The organism is Acidovorax sp. GW458-11-26-14-TSB4 (assembly GCF_059423865.1).
Genome location: NZ_JBWKYR010000004.1, coordinates 97,349 through 117,523, shown reverse-complemented (window position 1 = coordinate 117,523; position 20,175 = coordinate 97,349). Strand labels below are relative to the sequence as shown.

The 20,175-nt window shown below is 68.6% G+C and carries 13 protein-coding genes and 3 pseudogenes; 8 read left to right on the top strand and 8 right to left on the bottom strand.

All coding sequences use genetic code 11. From position 1 onward, the window contains the following. Positions 1–24 precede the first annotated feature (24 nt). The 3 genes from AC07X5_RS11105 (at position 25) to AC07X5_RS11095 (ending at position 4,305) form a co-directional block, all read left to right on the top strand. Positions 25–930 carry a LysR family transcriptional regulator gene (locus tag AC07X5_RS11105; RefSeq protein ID WP_494770188.1) on the top strand — a complete coding sequence of 302 codons (906 nt, stop codon included), beginning with the start codon at positions 25–27 and terminating at the stop codon, positions 928–930. Positions 931–1,358: 428 nt separating this feature from the next. Beyond that, on the top strand, positions 1,359–3,098 hold the full coding sequence (locus tag AC07X5_RS11100) for a diguanylate cyclase (RefSeq protein WP_494770187.1): 1,740 nt from the start codon (positions 1,359–1,361) through the stop codon (positions 3,096–3,098). Positions 3,099–3,168: 70 nt separating this feature from the next. Next, positions 3,169–4,305, top strand: a complete 1,137-nt coding sequence (locus AC07X5_RS11095; RefSeq protein ID WP_494770186.1) for a GntR family transcriptional regulator — start codon at positions 3,169–3,171, stop codon at positions 4,303–4,305. Here the strand turns inward: AC07X5_RS11095 and AC07X5_RS11090 are convergent. Next, positions 4,297–5,643, bottom strand: a complete 1,347-nt coding sequence (locus AC07X5_RS11090; RefSeq protein WP_494770185.1) for a class-II fumarase/aspartase family protein — start codon at positions 5,641–5,643, stop codon at positions 4,297–4,299. The two genes, AC07X5_RS11095 and AC07X5_RS11090, sit on opposite strands and share 9 nt — an antisense overlap. A 212-nt stretch (positions 5,644–5,855) precedes the next feature. On the opposite strand from AC07X5_RS11090, the gene AC07X5_RS11085 reads away from it, so the two are divergent. Both AC07X5_RS11085 and AC07X5_RS11080 read left to right on the top strand, forming a co-directional pair. Continuing rightward, positions 5,856–6,887 carry a porin gene (locus tag AC07X5_RS11085; RefSeq protein ID WP_494770184.1) on the top strand — a complete coding sequence of 344 codons (1,032 nt, stop codon included), beginning with the start codon at positions 5,856–5,858 and terminating at the stop codon, positions 6,885–6,887. Positions 6,888–6,901: 14 nt separating this feature from the next. Continuing rightward, positions 6,902–7,876 carry a Bug family tripartite tricarboxylate transporter substrate binding protein gene (locus AC07X5_RS11080; protein WP_494770183.1) on the top strand — a complete coding sequence of 325 codons (975 nt, stop codon included), beginning with the start codon at positions 6,902–6,904 and terminating at the stop codon, positions 7,874–7,876. A 277-nt stretch (positions 7,877–8,153) separates the two neighbouring features. Here AC07X5_RS11080 and AC07X5_RS11075 read toward each other — a convergent pair whose 3' ends face one another. Continuing rightward, positions 8,154–8,744 (bottom strand): hypothetical protein, encoded by a 591-nt coding sequence (locus AC07X5_RS11075; protein WP_494770182.1) that lies wholly within the window; start codon positions 8,742–8,744, stop codon positions 8,154–8,156. A gap of 683 nt (positions 8,745–9,427) precedes the next feature. Here AC07X5_RS11075 and AC07X5_RS11070 point away from each other — a divergent pair. Continuing rightward, complete coding sequence (locus AC07X5_RS11070) at positions 9,428–10,618, top strand: MFS transporter (RefSeq protein WP_494770181.1); 1,191 nt, start codon at positions 9,428–9,430, stop codon at positions 10,616–10,618. Positions 10,619–10,637: 19 nt separating this feature from the next. Here AC07X5_RS11070 and AC07X5_RS11065 read toward each other — a convergent pair. The 3 pseudogenes from AC07X5_RS11065 to AC07X5_RS11055 all read right to left on the bottom strand — a co-directional run. Continuing rightward, positions 10,638–11,447: pseudogene (locus AC07X5_RS11065) on the bottom strand (aminotransferase-like domain-containing protein); the annotation flags it as partial. A 264-nt stretch (positions 11,448–11,711) separates the two neighbouring features. After that, positions 11,712–12,032: pseudogene (locus tag AC07X5_RS11060) on the bottom strand (aminotransferase class I/II-fold pyridoxal phosphate-dependent enzyme); the annotation flags it as partial. Between the two features lie 99 nt (positions 12,033–12,131). Continuing rightward, positions 12,132–12,365: pseudogene (locus AC07X5_RS11055) on the bottom strand (GntR family transcriptional regulator); the annotation flags it as partial. A 106-nt stretch (positions 12,366–12,471) separates the two neighbouring features. Here AC07X5_RS11055 and AC07X5_RS11050 point away from each other — a divergent pair. Then, the gene (locus tag AC07X5_RS11050; protein ID WP_494770180.1) at positions 12,472–13,137 is read left to right on the top strand and encodes a pyridoxamine 5'-phosphate oxidase family protein; all 666 of its coding nucleotides are present in this window, start codon (positions 12,472–12,474) and stop codon (positions 13,135–13,137) included. Here AC07X5_RS11050 and ispF read toward each other — a convergent pair. Genes ispF through AC07X5_RS11035 form a run of 3 tightly spaced genes read right to left on the bottom strand, consistent with a single transcriptional unit; the run spans position 13,125 to position 16,508 of the window. Further along, complete coding sequence (ispF, locus tag AC07X5_RS11045) at positions 13,125–13,604, bottom strand: 2-C-methyl-D-erythritol 2,4-cyclodiphosphate synthase (protein ID WP_409960745.1); 480 nt, start codon at positions 13,602–13,604, stop codon at positions 13,125–13,127. The genes AC07X5_RS11050 and ispF overlap by 13 nt on opposite strands. Before the next feature lie 32 nt (positions 13,605–13,636). Beyond that, a complete protein-coding gene (locus AC07X5_RS11040) occupies positions 13,637–14,536 on the bottom strand; it encodes an IspD/TarI family cytidylyltransferase (protein ID WP_494770179.1) in 900 nt (299 codons plus the stop codon). Between the two features lie 46 nt (positions 14,537–14,582). Continuing rightward, the gene (locus AC07X5_RS11035) at positions 14,583–16,508 is read right to left on the bottom strand and encodes a DUF4253 domain-containing protein (RefSeq protein ID WP_494770178.1); all 1,926 of its coding nucleotides are present in this window, start codon (positions 16,506–16,508) and stop codon (positions 14,583–14,585) included. A gap of 166 nt (positions 16,509–16,674) precedes the next feature. Here AC07X5_RS11035 and mfd point away from each other — a divergent pair, with 166 nt between their 5' ends. Then, a complete protein-coding gene (mfd, locus tag AC07X5_RS11030) occupies positions 16,675–20,154 on the top strand; it encodes a transcription-repair coupling factor (RefSeq protein WP_494770177.1) in 3,480 nt (1,159 codons plus the stop codon). The last annotated feature ends 21 nt before the right edge of the window (positions 20,155–20,175 follow it).

Below are 20,175 nucleotides of genomic sequence, written 5' to 3'. Positions count from 1 at the left end.
GATACGACCCATAGATCAAACCCTATGCATGCCACCTTTCGACAACTGCGCCTTCTGGTGGCCTTGGCCGACACAGGGTCCATCACCGGCGCGGCACGCGCATGCCATGTGACCCAGCCCACCGTGTCCATGCAGATCAAGGAGCTGGCCGATGCCGTGGGCATGCCATTGCATGAGCAAATTGGCCGGGCCCTGTACCTGACACCTGCCGGCGAGGCTGTTGCGGAAAGCGCGCGCGCCATGGTGGCGGAGTGGGAGGCGCTGGAGCAGCGCATCGCGGGCCTGAAGGGCCTGCGGCAGGGGCGTTTGCGGGTTGCGCTGGCCAGCACGGCCAAGTACTTCATTCCGCGCATGCTGGGCCCCTTTTGCGCCAGGCACCCTGAGGTGGACATCGAGCTGCAGGTGCTGAACCGCGATGGCGTGGTACAGCGCATGCGCGCCAACCAGGACGATCTCTACATCCTGTCCCTGCCTCCAGACGACCTGCCGCATGAGCGGCTGGCATTGCTGGACAACCCGCTGGTCCCGATCGCCGCGCTGGGCCATCCCTTGGCGGGCGCCTCCCGCGTGCGTGCCGCGCGGCTGCAGCAAGAGCCCTTCATCCTGCGCGAGCGGGGATCGGGCACGCGACTGGCTGGCGACGCGCATTTCGCGCGCCTCGGGCTGCGCCCTCGCGTGCGGCTGGAGCTCGGCAGCAATGAGGCCGTCAAGCAAGCGGTCGCTGCGGGCATGGGGCTGGGCCTGGTGTCCCGGCACGCCCTGGCCGGCCAGCCGTCGACAGAAGGGCTTGCCGTGCTGAAGGCAAACCGCTTCCCTGTGCCCTCGTCCTGGTCGGTGCTCTGGCTCCAAGGCAAACGCCTGTCGCCGGTGGCCAGCGCATTTCTGGAACACCTGCAGGAGCTGGCAACCCAGTGGGAGGTGCATTCCTGAGGGGCACTGCAACGATACCGAGCGCTGAAGGTGAACTTTGGAGGCGTCAGGCTGTTGCTGGGATGACTGCTGTCCGCCGAGGCTGTGTCAAAACGTCGATGGCTGAGTTTGGTGGGGGTACTTCAACCATTGCTCGCATCGAGATCGTGCGCTGCCGGCCAATCTGAGTCGCCCATTTCTGAGTCGGCTGGCAAGTCAAGGGCGCAACGCGCTTCTTCACACAGCCTCGGCTCTGCGCGGGCGTTGCAGCGCACTCCGATCGCCGCTGCTGGAACGCGAAAACCAAAGCCGCCAAATGCCGCAGCGGCACAGCAGAGACTGCCGGAAACCTCCGTTGACGCGGTCAATCAGGCTGTTACATTCGACCAATGCATATGCCCCCGCGCCTTCATGCTGGATCCATATTGCTGCGATCTGCAGTTGCGGCAGTGGCTGTCCTGGTCTTTAACGTATACGCAACAGCATCCGCAAGCAACAGCTCTTCCTCGCCTCCCGAAGCCGCTGCCGCACGACCTGCCGCAACGCCCACGCCGTCCTCGGGCGCCAAGCGCAACGTTCTTGTGATCTACACCCTGCACGACCGTGCCCCCTGGCAGGCGGGGATCCGTGCCGGGCTGCATGCCCGCATCGAGCAAATACCCCAGGCCACCCGGCCTGTGGTCTACGAAGAATGGCTGGACGCGTCGCGCCTGCCGGGTCCGCAGGCCGAAGCCGCGTTCCTCGCCTTGCTGGCGGGCCGCTACGCGGGCGTCAAGCTCGATGCCGTGGCGGCCGAAAGCGAAGCGGCCATCAATCTGCTCAACCGGCATCCCGAACTGTTTCCAGGCGCCAAGCGCTACCTGGTGGGAACCTCCGTCAAGGTGGATGCGGTTGGAGACGCCGACGTTGTACGGCTGGAAGAAGACCCGGTGGGGGCATTGCAATCGCTCTCGGGGGTACTCCCCGACACACGCAAACTCGTGGTCATCGTGGGCCGCACCCCCTACGGCGAAGCCATCGCGGCAAAGGTTCGGGCCGCCGCCGGCACCCTCCCGGCGCACACGATGCTGGACATATGGGATGACTTCACCTTCGACGAGTTGCTGCAGCGGGCAGGCCAGTTGCCTCCCAAATCGGCCATTCTCTGGTTTCCTGTGTTCGCAGACAAGACGGGAGCACGCAAGCTCCCGGTGGACACCCTGCGCGCATTGCTGGCCAAGGCCAGCGCGCCCGTGTTCAGCCACCACGATGTCAACCTGGGCCTGGGTGTTGTTGGCGGCTACATGCTCAGCGCCAAACAGAGCGGTGACCTGATCGCCCAGGTGCTGCTGGGGTCGGCATCCTCTGCTGGTGACGCGGCTTTGCATGCGCGTACCAAGGGGCACTTTTTCGACGACCGCGCATTGCAGCGCTGGGGGATAGGTGACCAGAACCTGCCACCGGAGAGTGTCATCCTGAACCGAACCGTGCCGGTCTGGGTGACCTACCGCTGGCACATTGCAGCAGCGATGCTGGCCATCGTGCTGCAGACGATTCTGATTGCCGCACTGGTCCGCAACCTGCGCCAGCGCAAGCACGCGATGCGTGCTCTCGCCTTGGAGCGGGAGACGCTGGAACGGCGAGTCTCCGAGCGCACTGTGGAGCTTCAGCAGACCAACGAGAAGCTGGCCCAGCTCAGCGTCACCGATGCCCTGACGGGCGTGGCCAATCGCCGCCGCTTTGACGAGGTGCTGGATGGAGAGTGGCAACGGGCCTACCGTGCCGGCCAGCCGCTGGCGCTGGGCCTGGTGGATGTGGATCACTTCAAGAAATTCAACGACCACCACGGCCACCAGGCGGGGGACGAATGCCTGCGCCAGGTAGCAAAGGCACTCCAGGGCACCGTACGGCGAGGCAGCGATCTCGTGGCGCGCTATGGCGGCGAAGAATTCGTGCTGATCTGCGCTGCCACCAGTGCAGAAGCAGCGGCGGCATTGGCGCGCAGCTTCTGCGAGGCGCTGCAGGAAATGTCGATTGCCCATCCCACATCCGGCTTTGGAGTGGTCACCGCAAGCGTCGGCGTGGTCGCGATCACCCCACAGGCGGGCCAATCTCCACAGGTCCTGGTGGAGTTGGCGGACAGGGCGCTCTACGAAGCCAAGGCGCAAGGGCGCAACCGCGTCGTGGTGGCACGGCCGGAGCAGGCCTGAAGGACGGGCCAAAGCCGCAGGAGCCCCGGGCCGCCTTGCCATGCAATTTGTGGTGTATTGTATTGACACCATGCGCAGCACCGCCAGCTCCCCACCCGACCTCGAACATTTCCTCGACCAGCTTGCCCACGAGGCCAGCCCAGGGGACCGGCTACCCACCATCCGCGAGCTGATGAAGCGCTTTGGCGCCTCGCAGATGCTGGTGCAGCGCGCCTTCCAGGGCCTCAAGGACCGGGGCCTGATCGATTCACAGGTGGGCCGGGGCACCTACTTCCGCGGCGCGGGCGCGCGCCCGCCCGCAACCGTACCGGCCGAGGGCGAACCACAACGGCCCAAGACCGTCCCCACCGGAACGGTGCAGTCCACCGTGAAATCCGTGCTGCTGCTGCGCCGCTCCATCAGCATCGCCCGCGGGCGGGTTCTGGTGGAGGGGCTGCAGCGCCGCCTGGCGGCCGAGGGGCATCGGGTGCTGGAGCTGTCGTACACCGACCCCGACCATGCGCTCACGGTGCTCAAGGGCCTGCCACGCTTCGATGCCTGCGTGGTGCAGTCCACCTTCAAGGCCATTCCCATCGCTTTGCTGGCCGCGCTGCGCGACAAGTGTGAGGTGCTGGCCGTCGATGGAGCAGCGCTGGTGGGCGCCGACGTGGAGGCCGTGGGCACCGAATGGGGCGAGCCGCTGGCCGCCGCCATCGAACAGCTGGTGCAGCAAGGGCACCGTCGCATCGCCTATGCCACCACGGCCCACCCCTTTCTGGCCACCCAGCTCGGGCGGCGGCGCTTTGCCCATCTGCAGCACACCCTGCCCGGGGTGGAACTCACCGAGATCACGCAGGACACGCTGCCGCACGAGGACTACACCGCGCGCCTGGTGCAGCAGCTGCAATCCAGCGCCGATGCCGCCGGCGCCCTGCCCTTCACCGCGCTGGTGGCCTGGGGCATCGAGGACGGGGCCCTGTTCCAGCGCCAGTTGACCCAGGCCGGCATCGCCGTGCCCGCACGGCTGAGCGTGGTGCTGCTGGGCCGCACCGACCTGGCCAACGAGCATGCGGACTTCTTCGACGTGGTGGGCTGCAGCGTGGCCGACCAGGTGCAGGCCCTGCACGGCGCCATTGCCGCGCGCTGGGCCGATGCCGGCAGGCCCTATGGCGTGCACCTCACACCCGTGGTGCGGCGCGCGGGTGCATCGGTCGCCGCGCTAGCCTGAGCAGCCGGGCGCCACGCGCTCCACGGTCTGCACCGTGAGCGCAACCGACTCGCCCACATAGGCCGCCGCATCCAGCGCCTGCAGCAGGTCGGCCGGCAACGCACTGCCCTCGAACGGCGGCAGCGCACGGATCGCGTCCACAAAGGGCACTCCTTCGGACTGCGCGCGCTGCGCCGCCGCGTAGAGCAAACGGTGCGCCTCGTGCCGGCCCATGCGCTGGGTCAGCCGCATCATCACCGCCTCAGACGCGATCAGCCCCTGCGTGAGCCCCAGGTTGCGCGCCATGGCCTCCTGGTCCACCACCAGCCCGCGCGCCAGGCGCGCCAGTGTTTCGGCGACCGAGGTGGCGATGATGGCGATCTCGGGCAGCAGCGTATCGGCCACATTGGTGGCCGATGAGTCGCCCTCGTCCATGCGCACCATGGTGTCCTGCGCGGCCTGGGTGCGCGTGCGCAGCATGCGCGCCAGGCTCACCAGTTGCAAGGCGGTGGAGGGGTTGCGCTTTTGCGCCATGGTGGAGCTGCCCACCTTGCCCAGGTGGAAGGCTTCGGCCACCTCGCCGATCTCGGTGCGCTGCAAGAAGACCACGTCCTGCGCGATCTTCTGCGCCGTGCCGGCCAGCAGGCCCAGCGCCGCCACATAGTCGCCCACCCGGTCGTAGGACGAGCGCAGCGGCATGTCCGCCGGCAGCAGGCCCAGTTGCGCGGCCAACCGTGCCTGCACCGCTGGCCCCAGCGGCCCGGTGGCCGCAAAGGTGCCGATGGCGCCGCCCATGCTGGCCGGGAAGGAGGTGGCCAGCCGCTCTGCCAGGCGCTGGCGGCTGCGGCCGAGCTCATCCACCCAGCCCGCGAGCTTGAAGCCCAGCGTCATCGGCAGCGCATGCTGGCCATGCGTGCGCCCGGCCATGGGCGTGGCCCGGTGCGCCAGGGCCAGCGCGGCCAGCGCGTCGATGGCGCCATCCAGGTGGCCCGCCAGCAGCGCGTGCGTGCGCTGCATCTGCAGCGCGCTGGCGGTGTCGAAGATGTTCTGCGTGGTCGCCCCCCAGTGGATGTAGCCGGCCGCCGGCTCGCCGCACAGCGCCTCGAAGCGGTGCAGCACCGGCACCAGCGGGTGCTGGGCAAAGGCAATCGCCTCGGCCAGCTGCGGCAGGTCGAACAGCTCGGCGCGTGCGTGGGCGGAGATCACCGGCGCCGCCTCGGCCGGTATCACGCCCAGCTCGGCCTGCGCGCGGGCCAGCGCGGCCTCCACATCCAGCCAGGCCTGCAGGGTGGCTGCATCGCTCCACAGGGCCTTGGCCTCGGCATTGAACCAGTGGCCCGTGATGAAGGATTCGAACATTCCGACCGCCATGTGTGCTCCGTTCATACAACCTAGGGTATGTCCCGGGATTGCATTTGTATTGCATTGGTTTGCCTGTGAAGCGACTCGGACGCATATGCCATCTTGGGCGCCCCTCAGCACCGATTGAATTGCATTGTATTGCACAATTCAAATTCAATACATACAATTTGCCCGTCAGCCACAAACCCCATCCAATTGGAGACAGAAACATGACGCGGCATTTCCCGGCAGGCACCCTCGCCTGCACCCCCATCTCCCTTGCCCTGCTGCTGGCCCTGGCCGGCCTGGGCGCCAGCGCCCCGGCGCAGGCGCAGTCCTCGCTCACCATCTACGGCATCGTCGACCAGGGCCTGGCACGCGCCAACGGCGGCACCACGCCGGGCGCGCTGCTGCCCGGCCGCGGCGTGACGCCGCTGGTGTGGACCCTCAAGGCCGGCAACACCTCGCGCTTGGGATTTGCGGCGCGCGAGGACATGGGCGGCGGCCTGTACTCGCGCTTTCAGCTGGAGCACCGCTTCGCCGCCGACACCGGCGCACCCAGCAACGCCAGCGTGTACTGGCTGGGCCGCTCGGTGGTGGCCGTGGGCAGCAAGGACTGGGGCGAGGTGTATGCCGGCCGCGAATACTCGGCCGCCTACACCGTGGCGCTGAACGCCGACCCGACCTACTGGAGCTATGTGAGCCAGCTCGGCTCGGCCTACACCTACGCCAACTACACGCCGGTGGCCGCCACGGTGGAAGCCTCCAATATCCGCTGGGCCAACACGGTCGGCTACAAGTCGCCCACCATCGCGGGCGTGAGCGCCGAGATCGCCAGCGCCCTGGGCGAGGGCACGCGCAGCAACGCCACCTCGGGCAACCTGCAGTACAAGAACGGGCCGGTATGGGTGGGTGCGGCGTTCGACCGGCTCGATTCCAGCACCCACATGGAGCTGGTGGCGGGCGGCTACGATTTCGGCGTGGTGCAGGCCAAGGCCAGCATCAGCCGCGCCAAGGGCGGGCTCAACGGCGATGCCACGGCCTACAGCGTCTCGGCCCTGGTGCCCCTGAGCTTTGGCCGCACCTACATCATGTATGGCAGCCTCAAGCCCGCAACCAAGCTCGATTCGCAGATGATCGGCCTGGGCCTGCAATACGACCTGAGCAAGCGCACTTTGCTCTACACCAACCTGGGCACCGCCAAGCGCGACGGGCTCACCCGCACCACGGCGATCGATTTCGGCGTGAAGCACACGTTCTGACCAGGAGGCATGCCATGCAACGCAGACACCTCCTGACCCAGATGACCGCAGCCGCGGCGTGCGCGGCGGCCCCAGGCCTGGTGCACGCCCAGGGCGACAAGCCTATCTCCCTGATCGTGGGCTACTCGGCCGGCGGCAGCGCCGACCTGGTGGCGCGCATCGTGGGGGCAGAGCTGGGCAAACGCCTGTCGCGCACCGTGATCATCGAGAACGTGGCGGGCGCCAGCGGCATGCTGGCCGCGCAGCGCGTGCTGGGCGGCCCCACCGACGGCAGCCTGCTCTACATGGGCGGCACCGACACGGTGGTGGTGCCCATGGTCAACCCCAAGGTCAAGCTCGACTGGGAGAACGACCTGGTGCCCGTGGGCCGCATGAGCACCGTGCCCATGGTCTTCGCCGTGCCCAAGGCTGCGCCGTACACCAGCCTGGCCGACCTGATCGGGGCGCTGCGCAAGGGCGGCAAGGACAGCATCAACTTCGCCACGCCGGGCATCGGCACCATGCAGCACCTGTACGGCGCGCTCATCAACAAGCAGGCAAGGGTATCGATGCTGCACGTGCCCTACCGCGGCGGCACGCACATCACCAACGACCTGGTGGGTGGCCAGGTGGACAGCGCCATGCTGGTGCTTTCCACGGCCATGCCCTTCCTCAAGGACGGCAAAATCAAGGCCCTGTCGGTCTCCGACACGGTGCGTGTGCCCCAGTTGCCCGACGTCAAGCGCATCGGCGAGGAAGACGGCTTCAACGGCATGTCCCTGCCGCTGTGGCAAGGCCTGTTTCTCAAGGCCGGCACGCCCGCCGCCACCGTGGCGGCGTACGACAAGGCCCTGAAGGAGACGCTGGCCCAGCCCGAGCTGCGCCAGAAGCTGCTGGACGCCGGCATCACCGTGGCGCCCCTGGGCGGCCCCGAGTTCAAGGCCTTCATCAAGCCGCAGGCGGCGCTGTACCGGGACATCTTGACCACATCGAAGATCACGATGGAGTGACCGCGGCGCGGCAAGGCCGAGGACCGTTTGCGCAAGGCACCGCCTGTTGGCGCCGATGTAGAAGTAAGCCATTGCTGACCCATGTGCCGACGACCCCGTGAACCACGCGAGTGGCTCTTTACCCACACGCCTGTTGGGTGCGGGGGCGGAACAAGTGGCGCAGTCGAAGGTCGGCGCGGCGGCTCACTCCGGTCTCGGCGGCAGCAAGCCTGACCGTCGGCATCCGTCTGGTCCAGCCCAAGGCGCGATCAATCAGCCTTCGCGGAAGGCGGTTGCCTCAACCCGGTGTCTGCCCCGACTTGGTAGACGCAGCGGACTTCACCAGCCGCGCGATCTCACCACCGCACGCGCTGAAGTTGCTGGCATATTCCTCGGGGTTGTCGAACATCACCTGGGCTTGCATCAGGCGGTCGAGTTCCTGTTTCGCGTAGACCAGGATGCCCGCGCTGTTGCCGCCCGAGGCCCAGGGATAGTCCAGCTCGCGGAACTGGCGCGCGATGTCGCGGTGAATGCGCACATGCGTCTGCTCGTGTTTCATCACGTGCGCATACGCACAGCTGCCCGGCGGGAGCTCGCTGGCCACGCGCAGCACCGGTTTGATGTAATCCAGCCGCACGACGACGCCCTGGCAACTGGTTTGCGGCATCACCGCCAGCTTGGTCTCGACAACGACGTGGCCGAGTTGCGTACCGCTGCGGCCGGCGCCCGCGCCGATCTTCGTCAGTTCGGCGGCGGGTTTGGTGTTGTCCACCTCCGGGTCGGCGAACCAAGCCGCACTGAAACGCACCGCCCTGTCGCAGGGAGGCAGGTTGGCGGACTGCGCCTGGAAGCAGGCGCCGGCCAGCAGCAGAGCGAGGAGGCTTTTCATCGTAACCTTCTAATTATCGGCAAGACGCGCTCGTCCTGAAGCGGTGGCCGCAAAGCGGCTAGCCTGACAGAGGCGCACGAGCATGCCCGGCGCCGGCTGGTCGCCGGTTGGCGTTTTTCACGAACATGGCGTAGAACATGGTAGAAGGCGTTCTCCATGCCTTCCGCCGCAGGCTTGCTCTTGAGCAAGCTCTTCGCTTTGCGGATCAATTGCCGCCTGCGTGCGGTACGAGGCCTCTTCCATCGAAGGCTGGAGACCTGGCAATCAAGTTTGCACCGTCGGCGCTCGGACCGAGATGCTGAGCGAAGTCCGATCGCTGCGACGCGAACACGACTTCTCCCCGGACAACGCCATTGAATCCGTTGGCTTCGCACTATTCGCCGTGCTTCCTTCGAATGCCTTCGCTCGTGCGTTGGACGCACTGCCGCTCGAACTGCGCGAGCTTTGGAGCGGAGTTGGTACGTCCGCATGGAATCTGCCGGCTTCGTCGCGCGAGGCCCAACCATCCGCTCGACCGGACAGCCTGCGGCCAACGAAGCAGACCAGGAATCACCAACGGGCTATCTGGGTGTCGGCCTGTGTGCCTGCGCCCCAAGCCCGCGCACTGCACAATCCCCTGCATGCCACCGCAGCATTCCTCTTCCACGCCCCCTTCATCATCACGCACACGACCCCTCTGGCTGATGCTCCTGGTCCTGCTGTCAGGCTTTGCGCTCAGCCAGGCGTACCGCACCACCGCCTCCATCGTGGCCCAGGGGCTGCAGGCGGACTTTGGCCTGGGGGCCTCGTCGCTGGGCGCGTTTGCCGGGTTGTTCGGCCTGTCGTTCGGCATCGCGCAGTTGCTCATGGGCATTGGCCTGGACCGCTATGGCCTGCGCCGCACGGTGCTGGCGGCGGCGCCGCTGGGCATCGCGGGCGCCGCCTTGTCGGCGATGGCGCCCAGTTATGGCTGGCTGATGGCCGGGCAGGTGCTGATCGGGGTCGGTTACTCACCGGCGTTCGTGGCGTGCACGCTGTTCATTGCACGGTATTTTTCGGTCGAGCGGTTTGCCTTCTACTCGGGCATGAGCATGGGGGTCGGCAGCCTGGGCCTGATCTTCACCGGCACGCCGCTGGCCTGGGTGGTGCAGCACTGGGGATGGCGCACGGGTTTCGGCCTGCTCGCCGTGCTGAGCGCGCTGTCGTGGCTGCTGATCCTAGTGCTGGTGCATGAACCAGCGGTCCCTGATGCACCGCCGACCCCGCAGGAAAGCTGGGGCCAGTCGCTGGCGCGCTTTGCCGAGCTGCTCACCGTGCCGCACACCTGGGGCATCGTGGTGCTGGGCATGTCGTGCTATGCGGCGTTCCTGACGCTGCGCGGCCTGTGGCTGGGGCCCTTGCTGACCGAGCGTTTTGGCTTCTCGCTGCTGGACAGCGGCAATGTGGCGCTGGCGCTGTCGTTGATCGCGGTCTTCACCCCGGCTGCATTCGGGCGCATGGACCCGGGCACCCACCGGCGCCGCGCCTGGATCGGCAACGCCTCGCTGCTGATGGCCAGCCTGTTCGCGGTGCTGGCCTTCCTGCACCACGGTGCCGGCACCGTGGCGCTTATTTTTCTGATGGGGCTGCTGTCCGGCTATGGCGTGCTGCAGTACAGCGACGCACGCGCCTCCTACCCGGCCGAGATGACCGGGCGCGCACTGTCGCTGTACACCATGTCCATGTTCCTGGGCGTGGCCCTGATGCAATCGGTGACCGGCGTGGTGGCGGCCTGGGCCGGGGCGTGGGGCATCGAGCCATACCGGATGGTGTGCCTGGCGATTGCGGCGTGGCTGGCGCTGGCTTCGCTGGCCTTCCGGCTCCTGCCGATATCTCCGCTGATCCAGCAACGCTGAATCCGCTCAAGGCGGCGGTTCAGCCCCGCACCACGCCCGCCAGCTTTTTCACCAGCGGCTCCATGGCCTCTACCGGCACTTGCGCATAGCCGAGCAGAAAGCCGCGCCAGGGCTGGGCGCGCAGGCCCACGGCGTGCAGGCTCAGGGCCGGGGCCATGATGCCGTGCTGCGCCATGAGGCGCGCGCTCAGCGCCACGTCGTCGGCGGCACCATCGTGCAGGCGCAGCGCCAGGTGCATGCCGGCCGTGCCGCCGTGCACGCTGGCCACGCCGCCCAGGTGCTGCGCCAGCGCCGCCACCAGCGCATCGCGGCGCTGGCGGTACAGGCGGCGCATGCGCCGCAGGTGCAGGGCGAACTGGCCGCTCACGATGAATTCGGCCAGTGCGCGCTGCTCTGCCGTGCGCCCGCGCGGTGCGGCGCGGTCCAGCAGCAGCGCCAGCGCGGGGGCCAGGGCCGTGGGCACCACCATGAAGCCGATGCGCAGGCCCGGGAACATGGTCTTGCTGAAGGTGCCCAGGTAGAGCACGGGCGCATCGGGCGCCAGGCCCTGCATGCAGGCCAGGGGCGGGCCGTCGTGGCGGAACTCGCTGTCGTAGTCGTCTTCGATCACCAGGGAGCCGGCCTGGCGCGCCCCGTCGATCAGCGCCAGGCGCCGCGCCAGGCTCAGCACGCTGCCCACCGGGTACTGGTGCGAGGGTGTGGTGTAGACCAGCCGCGGCCGCTGGCGCAGCCAGTCGCTGGCCGAGGGGGCCATGCCTTCGGCATCCACCACGATGCCCACGGTCTTGAGCTGCGCCGCGCGGAAGGCCGCCACCGCGCCCCGAGAGCCTGTTCAAGATCTTTTTGCAGCCGCGTTGGAGTGCAATCGGGATGAGTGGATGCTTCGGATGCGCCGCATGGGCTCATGCCCATGCAAGCAGCCGGGGCGTGCAATCGCCCGATTTCACTCCAACCCGAAGGGCAAGTGCCTTTTCGGGCGGTCTGCGGCGTTGCGGCGCTTGCCAATAGCCGAGCTATTGGCTGCGCACCGCGCCTTGCATCCCATCCCGAATAGGCACTTGCGCGGCTCCAAAAAGATCTTGAACAGGCTCTGATAGCCGGGGTTCTCCATCCACACCTTGTCGCCGGCATCGGCAAACGCGCGGGCGGCCAGGTCCAGGCTGCCTTGCGTGCCGTCGGTGATGAACACCTGCGCGGCATCGACCAGCGCGCCGCGCGCCACGCGCAGGTGGCCGGCAATGGCCTCGCGTAGCGCGGGCTCGCCGGCCGGGTCGGCGTAGTTGAGTTCTGCGGGCGTGAGCGAGGACCAGGCCCGGTCCAGCAGGCGCCGCCAGCGCTGCACAGGGAAATCGCCGAGCGCGGGCACGCCGGGCGCGAAAGCGGCTGCGGTCTCCGAGCCGGGCAGCAGCGGCATGTGCTGCGCGCGCCGCGACAGGCTGGCGCGCGGCGCTGGTTCGCCCCGGGGCGCAGCCCCCAGCAGCCGGCCGGCCAGGGGCGCGACCACGCTGCCGCGCCGGCTGGCCGCTATGAATCCTTCACTCGCCAATTGCTCATAGGCATAGAGCACGCTGTTGCGCGCCACGCCCAGCTCGGCCGCCAGCGTGCGGCTGGCGGGCAGGCGCGCGCCGCTGGCCAGCGTGCCGCTGCGGATGCCCTGGCGCAGGCACTCGTGCAACTGGCGCTGCTGCGGCCAGCGCAGGTGCGCGGCCTGTGCCTTGAAGGCATCGAACAGAAGCTGGAACTCCATCGCGTTTCTGTGGCCCTAGAAAATAGTGGTTCTGTGGGTCTTATTCTGGCACCACGAAGGTCCTACATTCCGATCCCTCAGCAACATCCCACCGGAACCACGACCCGTGAACGACACCGCCGCCACCGCCCTGCCCCCCTCCGACCGCACCCGCGTGCGCCGCGTGGCCGAGAACGCCCGCTACGAGCGCGCCACGCTGCACGCCATCATCGACGCGGCCTACCTGTGCCATGTGGCCTTTGCCGACGACAAGGGCACGCACTGCATCCCCACGGCCTGCTGGCGTGAGGGCGAGCACTTGTACATACATGGCTCCAACGGCGGGCGCCTGGTCAAGTGGCTGGGCAAGGGCATACAGGCTTGCGTCACCATCACCCACCTCGACGGCCTGGTGCTGGCGCGCTCGGCCTTCAACCACTCGATGAACTACCGCTCGGCCATGGTCTATGGCCGCTTCGAACCCGTGGCCGACAAGCACGCATCGCTGGCGGCGCTGATGGACCACCTGGCCGTGGGCCGTCAGGGCGAGGTCCGCGCCGGCAACGACAAGGAGTTTGCGGCCACCACGGTGATGCGCATTGCGCTGACTGAAGCCGCCTGCAAGGTGCGCAGCGGCCCGCCGGTGGACGATGAAGAGGACATGCAGCACCCGGTGTGGGCTGGCGTGCTGCCGCTGGTGCAAGTGCGCGGCGCACCCGTGGCTGACCCGCTGAACGCGGTGACCACGCCGGGCTATGTGGCAGCCTGGGCTGCGGAAGCTCAGGCCTTGTAGATCAAGGCCGCAGCCCGCGCCTCCATGGCAAGCCCCTGGCCCACGGGCCCCAGGCGCTCGGCCGTCTTGGCCTTCACGTTGACCTGATCGGGCTGCACCTGCAGGGCTTTGGCGATGCACTCGCGCATGCCCGGAATGTGCGCGGCCAGGCGCGGGGCCTGGGCCACCACGGTGCTGTCGACGTTGCCGATGGCGTAGCCAGCGGCACGCACGCGGCGCGCGGCCTCGGCCAGCAGCACGGCCGAATCGGCACCGCGGAACTGGGCATCGGTGTCGGGGAAATGCCGGCCGATGTCGCCCAGGCCCGCCGCGCCGAGGATGGCGTCGGTGATGGCGTGCAGCAGCACGTCGGCATCGGAATGCCCGAGCAGGCCCATGGTGTGGGGAATCGTGACACCGCCAATGACCAGCGGGCGCCCTGGGACCAGGGCATGCACATCCCACCCTTCACCAATCCTGAAATTCATGTGTTCCTTCGGTCTCACCCCTGCGGGGCGGATTAAAAAATAGTCTTGCGCCCAGTTTCGCTGGCGCCCAGCCCGCGATCGCCGCCAAAGCGCGACAGCGTGGTGCCGTGGCCGCGCTGCGCCAGCACGGCCTCGGCCAGCGCGAAGTCGTCGGGGTATGTGACCTTGAAGTTCTGCGCACCGCCGGGCACCAGGCGCGGGTGCAGGCCCATGGCCTCCATGGCGCTGGCCTCGTCGGTGACATTGGTGCCCACCTTGGCCAGCGCATCGAGCAGCGGGCCGATGCGGAACATCTGCGGCGTCTGCGCCAGCCATTTGTTGCTGCGGTCCACGGTGGAGGCCACACGCACGCCGCCCGGCCCGTCGATGGAGGTCTTGAGCGTGTCGGCCAGCTGGTGCGCCAGCAGGCCGCCCACGGAATCACCGGCGCAGGCGTCGATGAGCCGGTCGATCTGCTCGGCCGTCACCAGGCAGCGCGCGGCGTCGTGAACCAGCACCCAGTCATCGCGCTGGGCGCCGCGCTCCTGCAGCGCCCTGATGCCGCCCTGTACCGTGGCCGCGCGCGTGGGGCCGCCGCAGTCCACCACGAAGTACGAGGGGTGCGGATGCTGGTCCAGGTACCGGTCGCCCGGCGCCACGGCCACCAGCGTGCCCGCCAGGCGGGCCACCCCCGCAAACGCGGCCAGGGTGTGCATCACCATGGGGTGGCCGGCCACCAGGTGGTACTGCTTGGGCAGCGTGGGGGCCAGTGGCTCGCCCGCGGCCCCGGCCAGGGCGCCAAAGGCAGAGATGGTGGAACCCGCCGGAGCCGCTGGCGGCGCCGCCACGGCGCGCGAGCCCGTGCCCGCACAGGGCACCAGCGCCCAGAAACGCCCCGGCGTGGGGGCATGCGGGGCGGCAAGCGAGGGTTGCAGCAGCGGGTCGATGGTCATGAGGCCGCCATTTTAGGAGGCTTGGCCCCTCGCCACCGCCGATGGGTCACGGCCTTTCGTGCAGGAACCAGGTGCCATGCCCCATCAGGCCCAAGGCATGGTGGCGCAAGGGAATGCCGGGCAGTGTCAGGGTGCAGGGCGCCGCCAGATCGTGCTCACGCGCCAGCTCCAAGGCCGTATCGAAGTCCCCCGGCGGTTGGCGCACCTCGAATTCCAGCATGGTGCCGTAGTGTGCCCACAGCTCTGCGCCATGCCGCTCGCGCCAGCGGCGCAGCAGTGCAATGAAGCCGTCGGCGGGGCCCCGCTCCATGCCGTACCAGTGCAGGTAGGCCAGGGCTTCTTCGCTGTGCGGCGTGGGCAGCAGCACCAGCCAGGCGTTGTCGGGGTCGAAGCGCTCCTGGCGGCCACGCTCGGGGTCGGCCACGCCCTGGGCTTCTTCCAGCGCTGCCAGCCAGCGCTCAAAGCGCAGGCGGTCGCCCGCACAGTCGGCCCAGACGGCGTCAAAACCAGCCTCGTCGGCGGCCACACCCGCGGCATCGAGTTCGCTGCGCCAGGCTTCCACCTGGTCTTCTTCGTCCAGCGGATAGGAGGACTCTGCCAGTTCAGCCAGCAGGTCCTGCGGGTCGAGGCCGCGCGCGGTCGAGACCAGGGAGCGCGGCGACACATCGTCGCGCGCCGCGCCCTGCTCGTAGGGGAAGCGCATGAACAGATCGTCGGCCAGGGCCTCGGCGCCAGGCGCCTCGGAACCCCCGGTCCAGAGGGTGGTCACCACGGGCCAGCGGCCGCTGCCCTGCTCCACCAGTGCCCGCGCCGCCTGCCACAGGGCCTGGCGCTCGCCCACAGGCACCTGCGCGGCCCAGGCGATCTGGCCGCTGTCCGCGCCAGCATGGCCGGGCACCGGCAGCGCCAGCCAGTCCAGCCCCGCCAGGGGCGTGCCCTGCAGGCGGGCCAGCCAGGCTTCGCGCGGCTCCGCAGGGGTGCCTGCGACCTCTGCGGGCGGCGCGGAATCCGCAGGCGCAGGCACGGAGCGTGTGCCCAGGGCCGCGAGCCAGCCGGCCACGGCCGTTTCGTCCAGGCCCACAGCCTGTGCCAGTTGGCCCGCGCGCAGCAGGCGCGCAGCGGCGGGCACCACGGCCAGGTCGAGCAGCCCGGTCGCGGCGGCCCGCGCATCGTGGGCCAGCCAGGCGGCGGCCACTTCCACCGCGTCGCCGTCCCGCCCCTCGTGTGCCAGCAGCAGCCAGGCGGCCTGCCAGATGTTGTGCACCAGGTAGCCACCGGCAAAGCCCGTGGCGCGCAGGTACGCGGCCATGGCGCGCGCAATGGCCAGCGTGCCGGTGGCCTCGGCCGCGGGCGCCACGTCGATGTGTCCGGCAGATTGCAGCTGCGCCAGCATGGCGGCCACCTCCTCCTCGGGCAGGCCCAGGGCGGCCAAATCGTCGGCCGTGGGAACATCACCGCCCAGGGCATCCTGCACGCCAGGCAGCTGCGCCACGCGCGCCTTAAGCACCAGTTCGGCATCCATGCAGAAGGCGCCAAAGGCCGCATGCGGGCGCGGGTCGCCAGCGGCGCCCTGGCGCTGCACCAGCGTGGCCAGGAAGTCGGGCGACCAGCCCTCGCCCGCGGGTGCCAGCTGCAGCCGGCCCGGTTGGGCCAGCGACTGCAGCAATGCCTGCGCTTGCTGGCTGGCCCAGTCGGCCAGCAGGGCCGGGTCCATGGCCTCCTGCCCACCCACGGCCGGGCAAGCCCGGCCCGCCAGCAGCGCCACCGGGGGCAGTAGCCGCTGCACCTGCGTGACCAGGGCGCCGTGTGCGGGCAACCGCCAGGCGCCCTGGGGCACCAGCATCAGCGCCAGGGCGGCCAGGGCTGTTGGCGCGTGGCCGGCCACGGCGGCCAGGCGTGCGCTGTCCAGCAGTTCTTCCAGGGCGCCATCGAGGCGTTTGTCGTGCAAATGGTGCGTGGTCAGTGCGGTCATGAACTCCCCCTTTTGCGGGAGTGTAAGAGCCTCCCATGTCATCTTGGTGCACCGCCTTCGGCATGAAACATGCACAGGTCCTAAAATGGTCTGTTGGCCCCCATTTTGCCCCGTGCGCGCCCTGCGCCCAGGGGATGCGGTGGCCCAGACGACCGACTCCGTCCGCATGGAACTGCCCAAACTCTCCCCCGGAAAACGCTTCACCCTGCCCCGCCCCGTGGGCAGCGCCGATTCGCTGCTGCTGGCCCGCCTGGCCGAACGTGACAAGGCGGCAGGCCGCACCACCGCCATCGTCACGGCCGAGGCCACCGATGCACAGCGCCTCATCGAGGAAATGGCGTTTTTCGCGCCCAGCCTGCGCTGCGCCCTGTTCCCCGACTGGGAGACGCTGCCCTACGACACCTTCTCCCCGCACCAGGACCTGATCAGCGAGCGCCTGGCCACCCTCTGGCGCATCAGCCAAAAGGACAAGGACACCGGGGCCGACGTGGTGCTGGTGCCCGCCACCACGGCGCTGTACCGGCTCGCGCCGCCGTCCTTCCTGGCGGGCTACACCTTCCACTTCAAGGTCAAGCAAAAGCTCGACGAAGCCAAATTCAAGGCCCAGCTCACGCTGGCCGGCTACAGCCATGTATCCCAGGTGGTGAGCCCGGGCGAGTACGCGGTGCGCGGCGGGCTGATCGACCTGTTCCCCATGGGCTCGCTGGTGCCCTACCGGGTGGACCTGTTCGACAACGAGATCGACAGCATCCGCACCTTCGACCCCGACAGCCAGCGCAGCCTGTACCCCGTGCCCGAGGTGCGCCTGCTGCCCGGGCGCGAATTCCCCATGGACGATGATGCCCGGGCCAAATTCCGCAGCCGCTGGCGCGAGATGCTGGAGGGCGACCCCACCAAGAGCCGCATCTACAAGGACATGGGCAACGGCGTGGCCACGGCCGGCATCGAGTACTACCTGCCGCTGTTCTTCGACGACACGGCCACCGTGTTCGACTACCTGGGCGGCGAGGCCACCGTGGTGCTGCACGGCGACCTGGAGCCGGCCTTCCAGCGCTTCTGGCAGGACACGAAAGACCGCTTTCGCCTGGTTCAGGGCGATCCCGAGCGCCCGGCGCTGCCGCCTGAATCGTTGTTCCTCTCGGCCGACCAGTTCTACACGCGCGCCAAGGAGCATGCCCAGCTGTCCATCCGCCCCGGCGTGGAGGACGTGGACGACAACCCGCACTTCCACAAGCTCGGCGACCTGTCGGTGGTGCGCGGGGCCGAGGACCCGCTGGCCCGGCTGCACGCCCACATCCGCAACACCCAGCACCGCGTGCTGCTGCTGGCCGAAAGCGATGGCCGGCGCGAGAGCCTGCTCGACTTTCTGCGCGCCAGCGGGGTGAACCCGCCGGCCTTCGACTCGCTGGCCGAGTTCCAGGGCACGGCCGACGAAAAGGTGGGCATCGCCACCGCCGGCCTCACCGTGGGCTTCAGCTGGGTCGAGGACGGCATCGACTTCGTGACCGAGACCGAGCTGTTTGCCGCCGGCCCCACCACGCGGCGGCGCAAGAAGCAGGAGCAGGTGAGCGACGTCGAGGCGCTCATCAAGGACCTGGCCGAGCTCAACGTGGGCGACCCCGTGGTGCACAGCGCCCACGGCATCGGCCGCTACCGCGGCCTGGTCAACATGGACGTGGGCAACAAGAACCCCGACGGCACGCCCGCCATGCAGGAGTTCCTGCACCTGGAGTACGCCGACAAGGCCGTGCTCTACGTGCCCGTGAGCCAGCTGCAGCTCATCAGCCGCTACACCGGCGTGAGCGCTGACGAAGCGCCGCTGCACAAGCTGGGCAGCGGCCAGTGGGAAAAGGCCAAGCGCAAGGCCGCCGAGCAGGTGCGCGACAGCGCGGCCGAGCTGCTCAACATCTACGCCCGCCGCGCCGCGCGCGAGGGCCACGCCTTCCGCTACAGCCCGCAGGACTACGAGACCTTTGCCAACGACTTCGGCTTCGAGGAAACCGCCGACCAGAACGCCGCCATCCACGCGGTGATCCAGGACATGATCAGCCCCCGCCCCATGGACCGCCTGGTCTGCGGCGACGTGGGCTTCGGCAAGACCGAGGTGGCGCTGCGCGCGGCCTTCGTCGCCGTCACCGGCGGTAAGCAAGTGGCCTTCCTCGCCCCCACCACGCTGCTGGCCGAGCAGCACTACCAGACCCTGGTGGACCGCTTCAGCAAGTGGCCCGTGAAGGTGGCCGAGGTCTCGCGCTTTCGCTCGGGCAAGGAGATCACCGCTGCCATCAAGGGCATCGGCGACGGCACGGTGGACATCGTGGTGGGCACGCACAAGCTGCTCTCCGAATCCACCAAGTTCCACAACCTGGGCCTGCTCATCATCGACGAGGAGCACCGCTTCGGCGTGCGCCACAAGGAGCAGATGAAGGCCCTGCGCGCCGAGGTGGACGTGCTCACGCTCACCGCCACCCCCATCCCGCGCACGCTGGGCATGGCGCTCGAAGGGCTGCGCGACCTGTCGGTCATCGCCACCGCGCCACAGCGGCGCCTGGCGATCAAGACCTTCGTGCGCAACGAGGGCACGGGCGTGATCCGCGAAGCCGTGCTGCGCGAACTGAAGCGCGGCGGGCAGGTGTACTTCCTGCACAACGAGGTGGAGACCATCGAGAACCGCCGCCAGAAGCTCGAAGAGATACTGCCCGAGGCCCGCATCGCCGTGGCCCACGGCCAGATGCCCGAGCGCGAGCTCGAACGCGTGATGCGCGACTTCGTGGCCCAGCGCTACAACATCCTCTTGTGCTCGACCATCATCGAGACCGGCATCGACGTGCCCACGGCCAACACCATCATCATGAGCCGCGCCGACAAGTTCGGCCTGGCGCAGCTGCACCAGCTGCGCGGGCGCGTGGGCCGCAGCCACCACCAGGCGTATGCCTACCTCATGGTGCCCGACACCGAGGGCCTGACCAAGCAGGCCGCGCAGCGCCTGGATGCCATCCAGCAGATGGAGGAACTGGGCAGCGGCTTCTACCTGGCCATGCACGACCTGGAGATCCGCGGCGCGGGCGAGGTGCTGGGCGAGAACCAGAGCGGCAACATGCTGGAGGTGGGCTTCCAGCTCTACAACGAGATGCTGGCCGAGGCCGTCAAGTCGCTCAAGGCCGGCAAGGAGCCCGACCTGCTGTCGCCCCTGTCGGTCACCACCGACATCAACCTGCATGCCCCTGCCCTGCTGCCTGACGACTACTGCGGCGACGTGCACCTGCGCCTGTCGTTCTACAAGAAGCTGGCCACGGCCAAGAACCCCGACCAGATCGACGGCCTGCTCGAAGAGATCGTGGACCGCTTCGGCAAGCTGCCGCCGCAGGCCCAGACCCTCATCGACGTGCACCGCCTGCGCGTGCTGAGCCAGCCCTACGGCGTGGTAAAGGTCGATGCCGCCCCGGGCGTCATCCACATCACCTTCAAGCCCCAGCCGCCCATCGACCCGATGCGCATCATCGAGCTGATCCAGAAGAACAAGCACATCAAGCTGGCAGGCAACGAGAAGCTGCGCATCGAGCGCGAACTGAAGGACCCCAAGGACCGCGCGCAGATGGTGCGGGACATACTGCGGTCGCTGGGGCAGCCGCAGGCGGCAACCGCCTGAATTTGCGTGTGGCGGGCCCAT